15 protein-coding genes are annotated in these 16,438 nt (G+C 72.6%); 6 read left to right on the top strand and 9 right to left on the bottom strand.

All coding sequences use genetic code 11. From position 1 onward, the window contains the following. Positions 1-25: 25 nt before the first annotated feature. The 3 genes from FLW16_RS14065 to FLW16_RS14055 all read left to right on the top strand — a co-directional run bounded on the left by FLW16_RS14065 (position 26) and on the right by FLW16_RS14055 (position 3,650). Positions 26-691 carry a GntR family transcriptional regulator gene (locus tag FLW16_RS14065; protein ID WP_142560462.1) on the top strand — a complete coding sequence of 222 codons (666 nt, stop codon included), beginning with the start codon at positions 26-28 and terminating at the stop codon, positions 689-691. Positions 692-786: 95 nt separating this feature from the next. Beyond that, the gene (locus FLW16_RS14060; protein WP_221891065.1) at positions 787-2,052 is read left to right on the top strand and encodes an MFS transporter; all 1,266 of its coding nucleotides are present in this window, start codon (positions 787-789) and stop codon (positions 2,050-2,052) included. Positions 2,053-2,324: 272 nt separating this feature from the next. Next, positions 2,325-3,650 (top strand): glycoside hydrolase family 6 protein, encoded by a 1,326-nt coding sequence (locus tag FLW16_RS14055; protein ID WP_142560461.1) that lies wholly within the window; start codon positions 2,325-2,327, stop codon positions 3,648-3,650. An 8-nt stretch (positions 3,651-3,658) separates the two neighbouring features. On the opposite strand, the gene FLW16_RS14050 is transcribed toward FLW16_RS14055, so the two are convergent. The 5 genes from FLW16_RS14050 to FLW16_RS14030 all read right to left on the bottom strand — a co-directional run bounded on the left by FLW16_RS14050 (position 3,659) and on the right by FLW16_RS14030 (position 8,244). Further along, on the bottom strand, positions 3,659-4,012 hold the full coding sequence (locus tag FLW16_RS14050) for an MmcQ/YjbR family DNA-binding protein (protein WP_142560460.1): 354 nt from the start codon (positions 4,010-4,012) through the stop codon (positions 3,659-3,661). A gap of 24 nt (positions 4,013-4,036) precedes the next feature. Then, a complete protein-coding gene (locus FLW16_RS14045) occupies positions 4,037-5,452 on the bottom strand; it encodes an MFS transporter (protein ID WP_142560459.1) in 1,416 nt (471 codons plus the stop codon). 69 nt (positions 5,453-5,521) lie between these two features. Beyond that, on the bottom strand, positions 5,522-6,535 hold the full coding sequence (locus FLW16_RS14040; RefSeq protein WP_142560458.1) for a cytochrome d ubiquinol oxidase subunit II: 1,014 nt from the start codon (positions 6,533-6,535) through the stop codon (positions 5,522-5,524). Further along, positions 6,535-7,902 (bottom strand): cytochrome ubiquinol oxidase subunit I, encoded by a 1,368-nt coding sequence (locus FLW16_RS14035; RefSeq protein ID WP_142560457.1) that lies wholly within the window; start codon positions 7,900-7,902, stop codon positions 6,535-6,537. Before FLW16_RS14035 ends, FLW16_RS14040 begins: the two co-directional genes overlap by 1 nt. A gap of 39 nt (positions 7,903-7,941) precedes the next feature. Next, on the bottom strand, positions 7,942-8,244 hold the full coding sequence (locus FLW16_RS14030) for a hypothetical protein (RefSeq protein ID WP_142560456.1): 303 nt from the start codon (positions 8,242-8,244) through the stop codon (positions 7,942-7,944). Positions 8,245-8,584: 340 nt separating this feature from the next. Between FLW16_RS14030 and FLW16_RS14025 the strand changes: the two genes are divergently transcribed. Both FLW16_RS14025 and katG read left to right on the top strand, forming a co-directional pair. Beyond that, positions 8,585-9,022 (top strand): Fur family transcriptional regulator, encoded by a 438-nt coding sequence (locus FLW16_RS14025; protein ID WP_142560455.1) that lies wholly within the window; start codon positions 8,585-8,587, stop codon positions 9,020-9,022. Positions 9,023-9,055: 33 nt separating this feature from the next. Further along, on the top strand, positions 9,056-11,287 hold the full coding sequence (katG, locus tag FLW16_RS14020) for a catalase/peroxidase HPI (RefSeq protein WP_142560454.1): 2,232 nt from the start codon (positions 9,056-9,058) through the stop codon (positions 11,285-11,287). 74 nt (positions 11,288-11,361) lie between these two features. Here katG and FLW16_RS14015 read toward each other — a convergent pair whose 3' ends face one another. Together FLW16_RS14015 and FLW16_RS14010 are read right to left on the bottom strand one after the other, a co-directional pair. Further along, positions 11,362-12,348, bottom strand: coding sequence for an alpha/beta fold hydrolase (locus FLW16_RS14015; protein WP_142560453.1), 987 nt, complete (start codon positions 12,346-12,348; stop codon positions 11,362-11,364). A gap of 164 nt (positions 12,349-12,512) precedes the next feature. Then, positions 12,513-13,328, bottom strand: a complete 816-nt coding sequence (locus tag FLW16_RS14010) for an SDR family NAD(P)-dependent oxidoreductase (protein ID WP_142560452.1) — start codon at positions 13,326-13,328, stop codon at positions 12,513-12,515. A gap of 114 nt (positions 13,329-13,442) precedes the next feature. On the opposite strand from FLW16_RS14010, the gene FLW16_RS14005 reads away from it, so the two are divergent. After that, a complete protein-coding gene (locus FLW16_RS14005) occupies positions 13,443-14,102 on the top strand; it encodes a TetR/AcrR family transcriptional regulator (RefSeq protein ID WP_260615248.1) in 660 nt (219 codons plus the stop codon). 73 nt (positions 14,103-14,175) lie between these two features. Here the strand turns inward: FLW16_RS14005 and FLW16_RS14000 are convergent, their stop codons facing one another. Further along, a complete protein-coding gene (locus FLW16_RS14000; protein WP_142560451.1) occupies positions 14,176-16,176 on the bottom strand; it encodes an erythromycin esterase family protein in 2,001 nt (666 codons plus the stop codon). Further along, complete coding sequence (locus FLW16_RS13995) at positions 16,173-16,433, bottom strand: hypothetical protein (protein ID WP_142560450.1); 261 nt, start codon at positions 16,431-16,433, stop codon at positions 16,173-16,175. Before FLW16_RS13995 ends, FLW16_RS14000 begins: the two co-directional genes overlap by 4 nt. Between the last annotated feature and the right edge of the window lie 5 nt (positions 16,434-16,438).

The following is a 16,438-nucleotide window of genomic DNA, read 5'->3' as shown; positions in this document are numbered from 1 at the left end:
TATCTATCACTGCTACGCTCTCCGCATGGCCGATCCCGCGAAGCGCCCGTCCGCCGCCCACACCGCGTACGCCGTGACCAAGGAGCTGATCCTCTCCGGCGAGCTGCCGGGAGGCAGCCTCATCAGCGAGGGTGAGATCGCCGAACGGGTACGCGTGAGCAGGACGCCCGTACGGGAGGCGTTCCTGCGGCTGGAGTCGGAGGAGCTGCTGGCGCTCCACCCCAAGCGCGGTGCGGTGGTGGTGCCGGTGCCGCCGGGAGAGGCCGCGGACGTCCTGGAGCTGCGACTGGCCCTCGAGCGGTCCGCGGCGGAGCGCATCGCGCGAACCGGACTGCACGGCGATCACCACGAGAAGATGCGGGAACTGCTGCGGCGTCAGCGGGACCTCGCCGAGGCCGCGGACGTCGGCCGGTTCGCCGACGCGGACGAGGCGTTTCACCGGTGCATCGTCGAAGCGTCGGGGAACCGGCTGGCCGGCCGGTTCTACGCCACGCTCGGCGACCGGCAGCGGCGGATGAGCATCTCCGCGCTGAGCCCGCGGCCGGAGCGGCTGTCCCTGCTGGCCGACGAGCACGAGGCCCTCCTCGACCACCTCCTCCGCGGCGACAGCGCGGCCTTCGCCTCGGCCCTGCTCGGTCATCTCACCGCGACGCACGGCTCGCCGTACACCGCCGGCCGCGACGACCGCTGACCCGCGTCTTCCTCACGCACATCACTCCTCGCGAAGGTCCGACTTTCCCCATGCCAAAAACCCAGCGGATGCCGGAACCCCGGCAGGCCGCCCCCTTGCCTGCAACCACGCCCCGGCCGGACTCCTGGCGGACCGTCGCCGCGGCGATGTTCGCCTGCGGGTGGGGCGGCAACCAGTTCACCCCGCTGCTGCTGATGTACCGCAGGTTGGGCGGCTACTCCACGCTCAGCGTCGACGCCTTCCTCGGCGCGTACGTCGTCGGACTCGTGCCGGGGCTCCTGCTCGCCGGGCCCGTCTCCGACCGGCACGGGCGACGTCCGGTGCTGGTGGCCGGCGCCGTCGCCTCGGCCGTCGCGAGCCTGGTGCTCTGCTTCGGCGGCCAGAGCGCCTGGCCCATCTACGCGGGCCGGCTGATCACCGGTTTCGCGGTCGGCATCGCCATGTCGGTGGGCAGCAGCTGGGTGAAGGAGCTGTCGAGCGGGGCCGACGGCGGGCTCGCCGCACGCCGCGCCGCACTGTGCCAGACGGCGGGATTCGGCCTCGGCGCGGGGGTCGCGGGCGTGCTGGCCCAGTGGGGGCCGTGGCCCATGGTGAGCCCGTACGCCGTCCACCTCCTCATCACCGTGGCGATACCCGTGCTGCTCCTGCGGGTGCCGGAGACGCGGCCGCCGCTCGCGGACGCGACGGGTTCGGTCCGACAGCTCCTCACGGCACTGGTGGACGACCTGCGTGTCCCCGCGCCGGCCCGCAGGCGGTTCCGGCTCGTGGTCCTGCCGATGGCGCCGTGGGTGTTCGGCGCGGCAGGGCTGGCGTACGCGGTCATGCCCCAGCTGGTCGGCTTCCGCGTCGGGGACTGGGGGCTGGCGTACGCGACCGGGCTGACCGTGCTGACCCTGGGCACGGGCGCGGCCGTGCAGCCCGTGGCCAGGTGGCTGCACGGTGAGGCGGGAAACGGCAAGGCGGGAAACGGTGAGGCCGGAACCCGTACGGGACGGGCCCCGGTGGCGGCGATGGCGGTGATGCTCCTCGGCGCGGCGCTGTGCGCGGCGAACGCGGTGCTGCTGTCGCCGTGGCTCGCGGCCGTCGCCGCGGCCGCCCTCGGAGCCGGTTACGGCATCGCGGTGGTCTCCGGGCTGCTGGAGATCCAGCGCATGGCCGGCCCCGACGACCTGGCCGGTCTGACCGGCATCTACTACACGCTCGCCTACGCGGGCTTCCTGCTCCCCACCGTGCTGGCGACCTTGTCGTCGTGGCTCTCCTACCCCGTCATGCTGGCGGCGGTGGCGGCCGCGGCCCTGGTCTGCCTGGGACTCGTCGTGACCGGCGCCCGTGTCACGGAGTCCGCGGCCCCGGCGCGGTGACGGCTTCCACGGCGTCCCGCCCGAAGCTTCCGAGCGCCGAAGCTTCCGAGCGACTGAAGCTTCCGAGCGACTGAAGCTTCCGGGTGCTGAAGCTTTCAGGCGAGGCGGCGGGCGGCGGCATCGGGCGGCCGGCGTTCGCCGAGATGAGAGCGGGTGGTCTCCCCCGGTGCGGCCGCGCGTACGGCGGGCGGTGCGATCGGGCGCTGTACGCGCCCGCCCGGCCGGTGAATCGTGCGTGGTGACGAAGATCTCACGCGGCGAGGAGGCACGGCATGGCGGTGCGACTGGGAGCGCGTCTCATGGCGATGGTCGCGGCGATCATCCTCCTGCCGGTCACGGCGGTCCTCACAGCCACCCCCGCCGCCGCGGACACCCGCGTCGACAACCCCTACGTGGCCGCCGAGCGCTACGTCGATCCCTGGTGGTCGGCGTCGGCCGCCGCCGAGCCCGGCGGTGCGGCGGTGGCCGACCAGCCGACCGGCGTCTGGCTCGACCGCGTCTCCCTCATCGAGGGCACCGCCTCCTCCCCCGGGCTGCGCGCGCATCTGAACGAGGCCGTGGTACAGGACGCCTTCGGCCAGGCCCCGCTCACGATCCAGATCGTGCTGGACGACCTGCCCGACCGGAACTGCACCCACCTGGTCTCCAACGGAGACTTCAGCGTGACGTCCGACGGCCTGAACCGCTACCGGAGCGAGTACGTGGACCCGATCGCCGCGATCCTGGCCGACCCGGCCTACCAGCGGTTGCGCATCGTGGCGGTCGTCGAACCCGACTTCCTGCCCGGGCTGCTCCTGCCCGCCGCCACCTCCCGCTGCTCCGCCGTACAGGCGAGCGGCGCCTACCCCGCGGCGGTGCGGTACGCGGTGACCCGGCTGCACGCCATCCCCAACGTGTACGTCTACCTCGACGCCTCCCACCACGGCGTCGTCGGCCATCCGGACAACTTCGGCCGGGCCGCCGACCTGCTCGCGAGCATCGCGGGCGCGGCCGGAGGGCAGCCTTCACCCGTGCACGGCTTCACGGTGAACGTCGCCGGGTACGGCGCCCTGGTCGAGCCGTACTACAACACCCACATGGGCCTGCCGGTGAAGAGCTCGCGGTGGGTGGCCGGAAACGACTACGTGGACGAACTCTCGTTCGCCCAGGCGTTCCGGCAGCGGCTCATCGCGGCCGGCTTCGGGCCGGGCATCGGCATGGTGATCGACACCTCGCGCGGCGGCTGGGGCGGCCCGTCTCGCCCGGTCCGCACCAGCACCTCCGGCGACGTGAACCGGTTCGTCGACGAGTCCCGGACGGACCGCCGTCACAGCGTCGGCAACTGGTGCAACCAGTCGGGCGCCGGGCTCGGCGCGCGGCCCGCGGCCATCCCCGCCGCCGGCATCGACGCGTACGCGTGGATCAAGCCGCCGGGCGTCTCCGACGGCTCGAGCGTGAACGTCACGAGTCCCGACGGCATCCGGCCCGACCCGATGTGCGATCCCGCATACGCCCAGGCGGCCGTGCCCAGCGGGGCGCTCCCGTACGCCCCGCCGGCCGGGCAGTGGTTCGGGGCGCAGTTCCGGCAGCTCCTCGCCAACGCCTATCCGCCGCTCTGAGCCACCCTCTACTCGCCGAGGAGCCGGACCAGCCGTTTCGGCGCGATCAGCCGGTAGCTGTCCTCGATCAGCCCGGCGATCTCGTCCCAGTCCTGATCGGCGTCCAGGCGTGCGCCGACCCAGCCGTTGCGGCCGACGTACGGCGGGACGAAGAAGCGCTCCGGGTCCGAGGCCACGAGGGCGTCCTGCACCCCCGGGCCGGCCTTGAACGTCAGCGACCGCCCGTCCTCGCTGGTCATCGCGAACAACCTGTCGCCGACCCGGTATGAGGGCGCGGTGTGGCCCCCGAACGGCTTCTCCACGGCCTCCGGCAGGCTCAGGCAGATCTCCCGGAGCCGGGCCGCCGCATCCTCATCGCTCACGAGGCTCGCCCTTTCGCACGGTCGTCATGAGCGACCAGGGTAGGGGCCGGCCCCCGGCCGCACCACCCGGCCAGAAGCGGTGAGGGCGGCGAGCAGCGCCACGGCCGCCAGGACGGCGGGAGCGGCGCGGGCGCCCGCCTCGTGGGAGCCTCCCGCGAGGTGCAGGGCCAGGGTCACCGCGGCGATGCCGAGCGCCGTGCCGACGCCGCGTGCCATGTTCACCATGCCGCCGGCTGTGGCGGACACCCGTTCGGGGACGGCGCCCATGACGACGGTGTTGTTGGCGGGCACGAACAGGCCGAGCCCCGCGCCCGTCAGCGCCAGGCAGGCCCCGGCCCAGCCCTCGGCGACGGGATCCGCGGCCAGCAGCGCGCAGCCGGCGGCCGCCACCATGGCGCCGGCGACGCACCTGCGCCGGTCGCCCCAGGCCCGGGGCAGCAGGTGGTCGCCCATGAGGGCGCTCGCCGCGAAGCCCCCGGGCAGCGCCGTCAGAACCAGGCCGGCGACCAGTTCGCCGGTCCCGCCGGCCACGAGGACCTGCGGGATCGACACCAGCGGGCCGAACAGCACCAGGTAGCCGCACAGCGCTCCTGCGAGGCCCGCCCTGACGACCCGGTTGCGGAGCAGGCCGGTGTCGATGAGCGCGGACGGCACCCGCGCCTCCCACCGCCAGAAGCCGATGGCGGCCCCGGCGGCGACGGCGAGCAGGACGGGGACCGACCAGGACGGCAGCTCCAAGCCCGCGATCACGGAGGCGGCGAGCAGCAGGGCGCTGGTGGAGGCCCCGAGCAGGACCAGTCCCTGCCAGTCGAAGCGGCCGCCCCTCCCCCGTTGCCGCGTGCGCGGCAGCAGGTAGCGCCCGGCGATCACGGCCGCGCAGCCGACCGGCACGTTGATCCAGAACACCCACCGCCATCCCGCCGTGGCGACCAGCACTCCGCCGAGGGCCGGCCCCAGGGCCAGGCCGAGAGCCTGGGCCGCCGCCTGCATGCCGAGGCCGGCCCGCATCCGCGCCCGGGGGACGCTCGACACGACCAGGGCCACGCTGTTGGCCTGGAGCATGGCCGCGCCCGTCGCCTGCACCAGCCGGCAGGCCACCAGCACCGCCAGGGACGGCGCCAGCCCGCAGGCGGCCGAGGCGACGGTGAACACGACGAAACCGTAGAGGTAGACCAGCTTGCGGCCCGCCACGTCGGCAAGCCTTCCGGCCCCGGCCAGCAACGCGACCAGCACCAGCAGGTAGCCCAGGGACACCCATTGCACGGCCGCCAGCGAGGCGCCGAACTCCCGCTCCAGCGCCGGGAAGGCCAGGGTGACGATGCTCGCGTCCAGCTGTCCCATGAACGCGCCGATGCACACCGCGCCCACGGCGAACCAGGGGGCGTACGGGTGCGCGCGCACGCGGTGGGGCCGGCGCGACTCCCTCAGCAGATCACGCATCCTCCGACCCCTGCACCCAGCCTATCCCCGCAGGTCGGGACGCCCCGTGGCGCCCGCCGCCGGTGCGGCTCAGCCGGGGCTGCCCCGCTCGAACGGCAGGCGGCGCTGGACGGCGAGCAGCCACGCGATCGACGGCAGCACCAGCAGTGCGCCCGCCCCGGCGACGGCGAGAACCGCCGTGATCACCGCCGGTTCCGCCGCCGCCTGCCGGAAGGACACGGCCGGCGGCAGCATGAGCGGATACTGCGCCACCGGCCACCCCCACATCACGGCGGCCACGGCCAGGGCGGCGGTGCCGCGTACGAGCAGGTAGCGCCGCAGCCACAGCAGCGCGATGGAGGCGACGCCGAGCACGGCGCTCGCCAGGACGAGCGGCAGCGCGCGGTGGGTGAGGCCGGTGAAGAGCCGGGGGGCGTCGGCGTGCAGCACTCCGATGCCGCCGAGGACGACCACGCCGGTGACGGCGGCCGCGGCCAGCGCCCTGCGCCGAAAGACCTCGGCCATCCCGGGCAGGCGGGAGCGCACGGCGTCGTCGCACAGGTAGACCGCGGCCAGGTAGGCGCAGACGGCCACCGCCAGGACCCCGCCCAGCATCGAGGTCGGGTTGACCCAAGCGCCCACCAGGCTTCCCCTGGCGAGGCCGGGCGGCACCCGGCCGGACGCGACGGCCCCGGCCACCGTGCCGAGGAAGAACGGCGTGAGCACCGACGACAGCGCGAAGGCCGCGCCGAACAGGCGTTGCTGCCACAGCTCGGTGCTGCTCTTGCGGAACGCGAACGCGGCCCCCCTGCCGATGATCCCGACCGCGGCCAGCGTGAGCGGGATGTAGAGCGTGGACATCACCGCCGCGAAGACCGGCGGGAAACCGGTCCACAGCACCACGAGCACGAAGATCAGCCAGACGTGGTTGGCCTCCCAGACCGGGCCGAGCGAGTGCTCGATGAGCCGCCGCTGGGGCATGCCCGTCCGGCTGCCCCCGGCCAGCAGGTCCCACAGGCCGCCGCCGAAGTCGGCACCGCCGAGCAGCGCGTACAGGGTCAGGCCGACCCACATGACCCCGAGCAGGACCTGCGCCGCGTCCATCAGAGCGTCTCCCGTTCCTGCGGCGCGGCCACCGGCCGGGCGCGGACCATGAGCCGCAGCACGTACACGGTCGACACCGTGAGGACGGTGTAGACGGCGACCAGCAGCAGGAGACCCGCCCACAGATTGGGCGCGGGGTTGACCGCATCGGCGGTGCGCAGCCTGCCGTACACGACCCAGGGCTGACGGCCGAGCTCGGTCACGACCCAGCCCGCCTCGACGGCGACGACGGCGAGCACGCCGGAGGCGGCCGCCGGCCACAGGAACAGCCGGGAGCGCGGGATCTCGCGCCGCCGCCACCAGCTGAAGGCGAGCCAGGCCGCCAGCAGCAGGAGCAGGACGCCGATGCCGACCATCGTGTCGAAGCACAGGTGGACCGGTGTGACGGGCGGCCGGTCGGCGGGGGGCGTGCGGTCCAGGCCCTGGACGACGGTGTCCGGGCTGTAGCCGACCAGCAGCGACAGTCCGTTGGGGATCTCCAGCGCGTAGCGCATGCGCCCGTCCACGAAGACCCCGCCCACGCTGAGCGGCGCGTGCGACCCGGTCCGGGCGACCCCCTCCATCGCGGCGAGCTTCGTCGGCTGGTAGTCGGCGAGGAAACGCGCGGCGTAGTCGCCCACCAGGATCTGGACGGGCGCCAGCGCCCCCGCGACGGTGAAGGGCACGAGGAAGCCGAGGCGGTGGTAGCGGTCCCGCCGCCCGCGCAGCAGGGCCACGGCGTAGACGGACGCGGTGGCGAAGCCCGACACCATGAACGCCGCGACGATCATGTGGATGGTCTGCGGCGGAGTGGCGGGATTGAACATGGCGGCCCAGGGCGACACGTGCGTGACGCGGCCGCCCTGGAGGAGGAAGCCGCGCGGCTGGTTCATCCACGCGTTGGCCGAGACGACGAAGAACGCCGAGGCCACACCGGCGATCATCACCGGCACCCCGCTCAGCAGGTGGGCCCTGGGCGAGAGCCGGTCCCACGCGTAGAGGTAGATCCCGATGAAGATCGCCTCAAGGAAGAACGCGATGCCCTCCAGCGCGAACGGAAGCCCGATCACCTGGCCGTACACGCCCATCAGGCCCGGCCACAGCAGGCCCATCTCGAAGCTGAGGATCGTGCCCGAGACGGCCCCGACGGCGAACAGGACGGCCACCGCCTTCGCCCAGCGGCGGGCGAGGCGCAGGTAGTCGTCGTCGCCTCCGCGCAGCCCCCGCCACTCGGTGAACAGCAGCAGGGCGGGCATGCCCACCCCCAGGCACGCGACGATGATGTGCCATCCCAGGGACAGGGCCATCTGGGTCCGCGCCGCGGTCAGGTCGGCCCCGCCCGCCGGGCCGGCCGCGGCGATCAGCGGCGCCGCGAGCGCCGGTCGCATCGTCCGCTCCCCGCCGGGGAGCCCCGGCCGGGGAGTGTCCTAGTGGTCATCCCAGTGGCCGTCGTGGTGCATGTGGTGGTGCCCGTCGTGGATGTAGTCGACGTGGTCGCCGTGCGGCACGGCCACGTGCCCGCACCCCGGCCCGTGCTCGTGGTCGTGCGCGTCGTGTACGACGTGCCCGCTCACCTCGCACTCGTCGACATGGTTCTCGTGAACCCGGTGCAGGTGGCCGTCGTGGACGTAGTCCACGTGGTCGCCGTGCGGCACCGCGACATGGCCGCATTCGGCGCCATGATGATGATCGTGTCCGGTGTGCGGGTGGTGCTCGGTCATTGTGGTCATGGGGGGATTCCCCTCCTCGAAAACCGCGGACTGGTGCGTAGGTACCCCCGCGCGTACGCCGGAGGCAGCGCCGCGACCGGCTTTTGCGCAAGCCGATGAGAGGTTCTACCGCCGTTTGAGGGACGGCGCGGGGAACCGGTTGGGCCGAAGTCCCGCGATCACGGGACTTCGGGACCGCCCCCGATCACCTGGGGGGCGGGCACCGGCATGTCCGTGACACCCCCGGCACCGCTCACAAGGTGCGCATGCCGCAGCGAGACGGACATCACCTGAGAGACCTAGACATTTGGGTGATTCGCTCTCTTGAATTGTTCGTGTTTAGTGCGATAGGTTTAGCCGCATGAGCGCGCCCAGGACTCCGACCACCGCCGAGGAACTGCGGGGCGTCGGCCTGCGGGTGACGGCCGCCCGCGTCGCACTGCTCGAGACCGTCCGCAGCGGTGACCACCTCGACGTCGAGGCGATCGCCTCCGGGGTGCGCGACCGCGTGGGCCACGTCTCCCTGCAGGCCGTGTACGAGGCTCTCCACGCGCTCACCGCGGCGGGACTCGTACGCCGCATCGAACCGGCCGGCAGCCCGGCCCGGTTCGAGGGTCGCGTGGGCGACAACCACCACCACGTCGTGTGCCGGTCGTGTGGTGTCGTCGCCGACGTCGACTGTGCGGTCGGCGAGACGCCGTGCCTGACCGCGTCCGACACGCACGGCTTCACGATCGACGAGGCCGACGTCATCTACTGGGGCCTGTGCCCCGGCTGTTCCACCGTTCGCACTTCCTGAGCCCCATGATCCAGCTAGTTCAGAAGGATTCCCTTGACTGAGAACCACGACGCAATCGTTGTAGACCCGAAGACGGAGGGCGAAGGCGGCTGCCCGGTCGCGCACACGCGCGCCCCGCACCCGACCCAGGGCAGCGCCAACCACCAGTGGTGGCCGGAGCGCCTCAACCTGAAGATCCTCGCCAAGAACCCCGCCGTGGCCAACCCCCTCGGTGAGGACTTCGACTACGCCGAGGCGTTCAAGTCCCTCGACCTCGCGGCGGTCAAGCGGGACATCGCGGAGGTGCTGACGACCTCGCAGGACTGGTGGCCGGCCGACTTCGGCCATTACGGGCCGCTCATGATCCGGATGGCGTGGCACAGCGCGGGCACCTACCGGATCAGCGACGGCCGCGGCGGCGCCGGCTCGGGCCAGCAGCGCTTCGCCCCGCTCAACAGCTGGCCGGACAACGGGAACCTCGACAAGGCCCGCCGGCTGCTGTGGCCGGTCAAGAAGAAGTACGGCAAGAAGATCTCCTGGGCCGACCTCCTGATCCTCACCGGCAACGTCGCCCTGGAGTCGATGGGCTTCAAGACCTTCGGCTTCGCCGGCGGCCGGGTGGACGCCTGGGAGCCCGACGACGACGTCTACTGGGGCCCGGAGACCACCTGGCTCGGCGACGAGCGCTACAGCGGCGACCGTGAGCTGGAGAACCCGCTCGCCGCGGTCCAGATGGGCCTCATCTACGTCAACCCGGAGGGCCCGAACGGCAACCCGGACCCGATCGCCGCGGCCCGCGACATCCGTGAGACGTTCCGCCGGATGGCGATGAACGACGAGGAGACGGTCGCCCTCATCGCCGGTGGTCACACCTTCGGCAAGACCCACGGCGCAGGCCCGGCCGACAACGTCGGCCCCGACCCCGAGGCCGCCCCGATCGAGCAGCAGGGCCTGGGCTGGAAGAACAGCTACGGCACCGGCAAGGGCGGCGACACGATCACCAGCGGTCTCGAGGTCATCTGGACGCCAACCCCGACCACGTGGGACAACACCTTCTTCGAGGTCCTCTTCGGCTACGAGTGGGAGCTGTTCAAGAGCCCCGCCGGCGCCAACCAGTGGCGGCCGAAGGACGGCGCCGGGGCGGGCACCGTCCCCGACGCCCACGACCCGTCGAAGCGTCACGCCCCGACGATGCTGACGACCGACCTCGCGCTCCGGTTCGACCCGATCTACGAGCAGATCTCGCGGCGCTTCCTGGAGAACCCCGACGAGTTCGCGGACGCCTTCGCCCGTGCGTGGTTCAAGCTGACCCACCGCGACATGGGCCCGGTCGCCCGCTACCTCGGCCCGGAGGTCCCGAGCGAGGTGCTGCTGTGGCAGGACCCGCTGCCGGAGCGGACGTACGAGCTCGTCGACGCCGGCGACATCGCCGCCCTCAAGGACCAGATCCTCGCCTCGGGCCTGTCGGTCTCCCAGCTCGTGTCCACCGCGTGGGCGTCGGCCGCGTCCTTCCGCGGCAGCGACAAGCGCGGCGGCGCCAACGGCGCGCGCATCCGCCTGCAGCCGCAGATCGGCTGGGAGGTCAACGACCCCGACCAGCTCGCGGCCGTGCTGCGCACCCTGGAGGGCGTCCAGCAGTCGTTCAACGCCGCCCAGACCGGTGGCAAGCAGGTCTCCCTCGCCGACGTGATCGTGCTCGCCGGGTGCGCCGCCGTCGAGAAGGCCGCCAAGGACGCCGGTTTCGACGTCGAGGTCCCCTTCACGCCGGGCCGCGTGGACGCGTCGCAGGAGCAGACGGACGTCGAGTCGTTCGCCGCGCTCGAGCCGACGGCCGACGGGTTCCGCAACTACTACGGGAAGGGCAACCGGCTGCCGGCCGAGTACCTGCTGGTCGACCGGGCGAACCTGCTGAACCTCAGCGCCCCGGAGATGACGGTCCTCATCGGCGGCCTGCGCGTCCTGGGCGCCAATCACCAGCAGTCGAAGCTCGGTGTCTTCACCGAGACCCCCGAGGTCCTGACCAACGACTTCTTCGTCAACCTGCTCGACCTGGGCACGGAGTGGAAGTCGACGTCGGAGGACCAGACCGCGTTCGAGGGTCGCGACGCCGCCACGGGCGAGGTCAAGTGGACCGGCACCCGGGCCGACCTCGTCTTCGGCGCGAACTCCGAGCTGCGCGCGGTCGCGGAGGTCTACGCGAGCGACGACGCCAAGGAGAAGTTCGTGAAGGACTTCGTCCGGGCGTGGGACAAGGTGATGAACCTCGACCGGTTCGACCTGGTCTGAGCCTGACATGACGTCCGGGCCGGCCCACACGGGCCGGCCCGGACGTTCGCCGTTTCAGGCGGGCGGGCAGGAGTTCAGGCGGGCAGGGAGGAGAGCCAGCCGGTGAGGATCTCGTTGACCTCGTCTCGCCGTTCCTGCTGGATCCAGTGGCCGCATCCGTCGAGTACGCGCGAGGAGACCAGGCCCGGCAGGGTGACCGGGTAGGCCGCGACGGCGTCGGCCATCCAGGTGGTGGAGGCGTCCAGCGCGCCGCCGACGAACAGCGACGGCTGCGTGATGGGAGCACCGTCGAAGCCCGCGAGGTCCTCCCAGTCCCGGTCCATGTTCCGGTAGCGGTTCAGCGCCCCGGTCAGCCCGGTCCGTTCGAACTCGGCCGCGTAGGCGTCGAGATCGTCCGTACTGAGCCAGGCGGGCAGCCGGCCGGCGGGGAAGCGGTCGCGCAACCTGCCGCCCCGGGACACGAAGTGCGGGTCCGGGGCCGCGGCGGGCGGCATGGTGTCGGCGGACAGGGCGGCGTAGAAGCCGGCGAGCCAGCCGCGGACGTCCGGCTCGATCTCGGCCTCGGCCCGGCCGGGCTCCTGGAAGTAGCTCACATAGAACTCCTCCTCTCCGCCCATCCGCGCGAACACCTCGCTGGGCCGTGGCCCGCCGCGCGGGGCGTACGGCACGCTCAGCAAGCCGACCGCACGGAAGACCTCGGGCCTCACGAGGACGGAGTTCGCGGCGATGGTCGCGCCCCAGTCGTGGCCCACGATCACCGCCGTCCGCTCGCCCAGGGCGTGCACGACGGCGACGTTGTCCTCGACCAGCTCCAGCATCCGGTACGCGGCCACGTCCCCGGGCTTGGAGGAGCGGCCGTAGCCCCGGACGTCCAGGGCGACGGCCCGGTAACCGGCCGCGGCCAGCGCCGGCAGCTGGTGCCGCCAGGAATACCAGGACTCGGGAAACCCGTGCACCAGCAGCACCAGCGGCCCGGAGCCCTGCTCCACCACGTGGACACGACCGGCGGGAGACGGGACCAGACGATGTGTGACGGCCGCGGCGGGAGCGGACTGCGCCATTGATTCCTCCAAAGCACCTGGTGGTTCCTGCGTGGATCATCCACCGGGCCGTGACGCCGCCGTGAATCGTGTTGCCGGTCCGGCAAACCGCTCCCGCAACCGCTCCGGCCTGACGCGGCGCCTGACCGATGCCGGCGTCGATCGCCGGTGCACCGGCACCCGCGTCATCCGGGCGCCTTGCGGCTGAGGTGCTCCCAGGCGCGGTAGTTCGCCACACGGTCCTGAAGGTTCTGCTGGACCATGTCGTAGGACGCGCCGCCGACGATCAGACGCCGCGGCGGCTCCGGCAGGTCCACCAGCTCCATGATCACGGGAGCGGCGGTGTCCGGGGCTGGACCGGCGTCGTCGCCCCACATCTCGATCAGCTTGTCGCGCAGCTCCTGGTAGAGCGGGCCGGGCGTCGTCATCGTTGTGCCCGTGGTGAACAGGCCGGTGTCGTAGCCGCCCATCTGGACGATGGTGACCTTGACGCCGAACTGTTCGGCCTCCATCGCCACGGCCTCGCTCACCGAGTCGAGCGCCGACTTGCCGGCCGCGTACAGGCCGACCATCGGGAAACCCCCGCCGGTGCCCATCGTGGTGACCTGCAGGATGCGCCCGCCGCCCTGGGCCCGCAGGTGGGGCAGCACGGCCTGGGTGACCCAGATCGCGCCGAACAGGTTGACGTCGAAGTGGGCTCTGATCTGCTCCTCCGTCGCCTCCTCCAGCATGCCGAGGAGCATGGCGCCGGCGTTGTTGACCACGATGTCGAGCCGGCCGAAGGCCGCGGCCGCCCGCTCCGCGGCCGCGAACACGGCCGCGCGGTCGGTGACGTCGAGCGACAGCCGTACCAGGTCGTCGGGATACCGCTGGGCGAGGTCGGCGATCGGTTCGACGTCGCGCGCGGCCCCGACCACCCGGTCACCCGCCCGTAGCGCCGCCTCCGCGAACGCCCGGCCCAGTCCTCGTGACGCGCCCGTGATGAACCACACCCGGGTCATGGGCTCCACCCCCTCTTGCTCTGGTCTGTTACGACGAGGCAAGACGGTACGTCTCGCCTCGCGGGATTGTCAAGACGCAACGTCTCGTCTCATCAGCGTGGTACGATCCTGGGCATGGTCAAGCAGCCAAATCCCGCCCGCCGCAGCGAGCGATCCCGGCAGGCCATCCTCACCGCGGCCCGCGAGCTGGTTCACGAGGTGGGGTACGCCAAGCTGTCCATCGAGGCCATCGCGGCCCGGGCCGGCGTGGGCAAACAGACCATCTACCGCTGGTGGCCCTCCAAGGGCGCGGTGGTCTTGGACGCCTTCCTGGCGCTCAGCGAGGCCGGACCGGAGCGGAGCATGGCGTTGCCCGACACCGGCGACCTGGAGGCCGACCTCAAGGTGGTGATGCGGGCGACGGTGGCCGAATTCGCCGATCCCGCGTTCGAGGGCCCGATCCGCGCGCTCAACACTGAGATCATCAACGACCCCGCTCTGGCCGCCCAGTATCGCGCCAAGCTGGCCGGCCCGGTGGACGAGGCCAAGAAGGACCGGCTGCGCAGCGCGCAGCGAGCCGGGCAGCTCGCCGCCGATGCCGACCTCGACCTGGCGCTCGAACTGCTGTACGCGCCCCTCTACCAGCGCTGGCTGCTCCGCTCCGGCCCGCTCACCCCTGAGTACGCCGACGCCCTCGTCGAGTGCCTTCTCAGAGCCATGCGGCCGGACGTCGACCGGTTCACGGACGGCGAGGGCTCGGGGAAACCGGAGAAGCGGCAGCCGAACGGCCGGTGACGTCGGCGAGCCGGACTCCGGCCCGGCCGCGCGGGCCCCTCCTCGGGCGGATCACCGCCCCGTCGTCCTGCCCTCAGACCGCCACCGGGTAGGTCTCGGGAACCTCGCCGCGCTCCCAGCGGGCCGTACGCTCCAGGGGTTCCAGGGCGCGGGTCTCGTCGATGTGGATCACCGCGTCGAACTGGTCGGAGACGCGCGTCTGGAAGTAGTGGCTCTGCCGTTCCGTGCCCGGGCGGTAGACGACGCCGATGGCCCGTTCGAGCAGCGCCTTGCGCAGCAGGTCCGCCGCGCCGGCCGAATGCGCGAAGTCGAGCAGGAACTCCTTGTGCCCGACCTCGTGGAACAGTTCCTCGGCCGAGTCGGGCAGCGCCGGTCGCACGTTCTTCCGCTCGGCCGGGCGGCCCCAGTCGTCGGCCGCCGTGACCGTGCCGGTGTAGGTGGTGAAGCCGATGAGCCGGCAGTCCTCCGGGTTGTGCTCGCGCACCAGCCGGCCCAGGTTGAGCTCGCCGCGCGCGCCCATCTCCGTCGCCCGCGCGTCCCCGAGGTGGGAGTTGTGCGCCCACACCACGATCCTCGCCGCGTCGCCGCGCTGCCAGCCGAGGTGCTCGGCCAGCGCGAACAGGGTGTCGGCCATGTGCCGGTCGCGCAGGTTCCACGACGACACCCGGCCGCCGAACATCGTGCGGTAGTACCGCTCCGCGGCCGCCACCACCGCGGCGTTCCGCTCGGCGTGGAAGAACTCGTCCTCGCCGAGCAGCCCCTGCGCCCGCTGGTAGCGCAGCGCGTTGCGCTGGAGGTCGACCAGCTGGTCGATCACCCGCCGCTCGCACGACTCCCCCGCGCCGAAGGCGGCGGCGAAGCCGTACGCCTGCCCGTCGTCGCCGTCGCTGTGGTCGAAACAGGAGTAGCGGTTGCGGGCCCGTTCCGCCGCGACCGGGTCCACCTTCTCCGGGTAGGCGACGACCTCGTCGGCGGACCGGTGCAGGCTGTAGAGGTCCAGCCCGTAGAACCCGGCCCGCGACCGCTCGCCGAGCCGATCGTTGTGCTCGCGCAACCACCCCGCGAATTCCAGCACGTCCGCGTTGCGCCACATCCATGCCGGGAAGCGCCGGAAGCCGCGAAGCGCCTCCTCGGCGCTCGCGTCGTCGCCGCGTCCCCGGACATACCGGTTCACCCGGTAGGCGTCGGGCCAGTCGGCCTCCACCGCCACGGCGACGAAGCCCTTGGCCTCGATCAGCCGCCGCGTCATCCGGGCACGCGCGGCGTAGAACTCGTGGGTGCCGTGCGACGCCTCGCCGATCAGCACGAACCGCGCGTCGCCCACGATGTGGAACAGCACCTCGTCCGAGGGGACACCGTCCTGGGCGGGCACGAGCTCCGAGCGCAGGATCGCGAGGTCGGTCCGGGCGGGCGGGGCCGCGGCCCGCGCGGAGGCCGCCGCGCGGAGGAGCCTGCGCACCTCCTCGTCGGGGGTCTGGGTGAAGTTCCAGTACGACTCCCCCACGGAGAAGAAGGGCGTGGGCGTGGTCGCGCAGACGGCCTCGTCCACCAGGGTGGACAGCTCCTCGCAGGTGGACTGCGGCGCGGCGGGCACGGCGACCACGATCCTGGCCGGCTTCCGCTGCCGGACCGCGCGGACGGCGGCGCGCATGCTCGCCCCGGTCGCCAGCCCGTCGTCGACCATGATCACGATCTTGCCGCGCAGATCCGCGGCGCGCGTGTCGCCCCGATAGGCCCGCTCCCGCCTCGCCAGCTTTCGGGCCTCCCGCTCGGCGACCTGCCGGATGGTGTCGGCCTGGAGGCCGAGCCCGCGTACGACGTCCTCCTCGATCACGATCACCCCGCCGCCGGCGATCGCGCCCATGGCAAGCTCCTCGCGGCCGGGCGTGCCGAGCTTGGGGACCAGGAACACGTCGAGCGGGTGGCCCAGGGCGATCGCCACCTCGTACGCCACCGGCACGCCGCCGCGCGACAGGCCGAGGACGACGACGTCGGGAAGCCCGCGATAGTGAGTGAGGAGTCCCGCGAGCACGCGGCCCGCGTCCCGGCGATCCGAAAACAGGCGATCAGTCATGAGCCTCGCCTCCCGGTCGCGCAGCCGCATACCCCCGTCCCGGCAGCGCAAACCCTCTCCAGCATCGCGACCGAGCCCTGGCCGTACGGGCTCTCGGCCGCCGCCCGCCGATAGACGGGCAGGGCGCCGAACAGCGTCAGCAGGACGAGGTACCGCGCCGACGGCGCGCCGCTGGGGCCGCAGGAGTTGCTCACGACGATGCGCGAGGCCGGATACGACGGCACCGACAGGTGCCTGCCTCGCCTGAGCCGTCTCACGGCAG

Origin of the sequence: Microbispora sp. KK1-11, from assembly GCF_006874435.1 — a bacterium.
Taxonomy (GTDB): domain Bacteria; phylum Actinomycetota; class Actinomycetes; order Streptosporangiales; family Streptosporangiaceae; genus Microbispora; species Microbispora catharanthi.
This window is presented reverse-complemented; position numbering and strand designations above follow the sequence as displayed.

Coding starts and splice junctions, on each gene's coding strand:
- FLW16_RS14055 (WP_142560461.1), top strand. CDS start 2,325: ATGGCGGTGCGACTGGGAGCGCGTCTCATGGCGATGGTCGCGGCGATC.
- FLW16_RS14030 (WP_142560456.1), bottom strand. CDS start 8,244: ATGACCACAATGACCGAGCACCACCCGCACACCGGACACGATCATCAT.
- FLW16_RS14025 (WP_142560455.1), top strand. CDS start 8,585: ATGAGCGCGCCCAGGACTCCGACCACCGCCGAGGAACTGCGGGGCGTC.
- FLW16_RS14005 (WP_260615248.1), top strand. CDS start 13,443: ATGGTCAAGCAGCCAAATCCCGCCCGCCGCAGCGAGCGATCCCGGCAG.
- FLW16_RS14045 (WP_142560459.1), bottom strand. CDS start 5,452: ATGCGTGATCTGCTGAGGGAGTCGCGCCGGCCCCACCGCGTGCGCGCG.
- FLW16_RS14035 (WP_142560457.1), bottom strand. CDS start 7,902: ATGCGACCGGCGCTCGCGGCGCCGCTGATCGCCGCGGCCGGCCCGGCG.
- FLW16_RS14010 (WP_142560452.1), bottom strand. CDS start 13,328: ATGACCCGGGTGTGGTTCATCACGGGCGCGTCACGAGGACTGGGCCGG.
- FLW16_RS14065 (WP_142560462.1), top strand. CDS start 26: ATGGCCGATCCCGCGAAGCGCCCGTCCGCCGCCCACACCGCGTACGCC.
- FLW16_RS14015 (WP_142560453.1), bottom strand. CDS start 12,348: ATGGCGCAGTCCGCTCCCGCCGCGGCCGTCACACATCGTCTGGTCCCG.
- FLW16_RS14040 (WP_142560458.1), bottom strand. CDS start 6,535: ATGGACGCGGCGCAGGTCCTGCTCGGGGTCATGTGGGTCGGCCTGACC.
- FLW16_RS14000 (WP_142560451.1), bottom strand. CDS start 16,176: ATGACTGATCGCCTGTTTTCGGATCGCCGGGACGCGGGCCGCGTGCTC.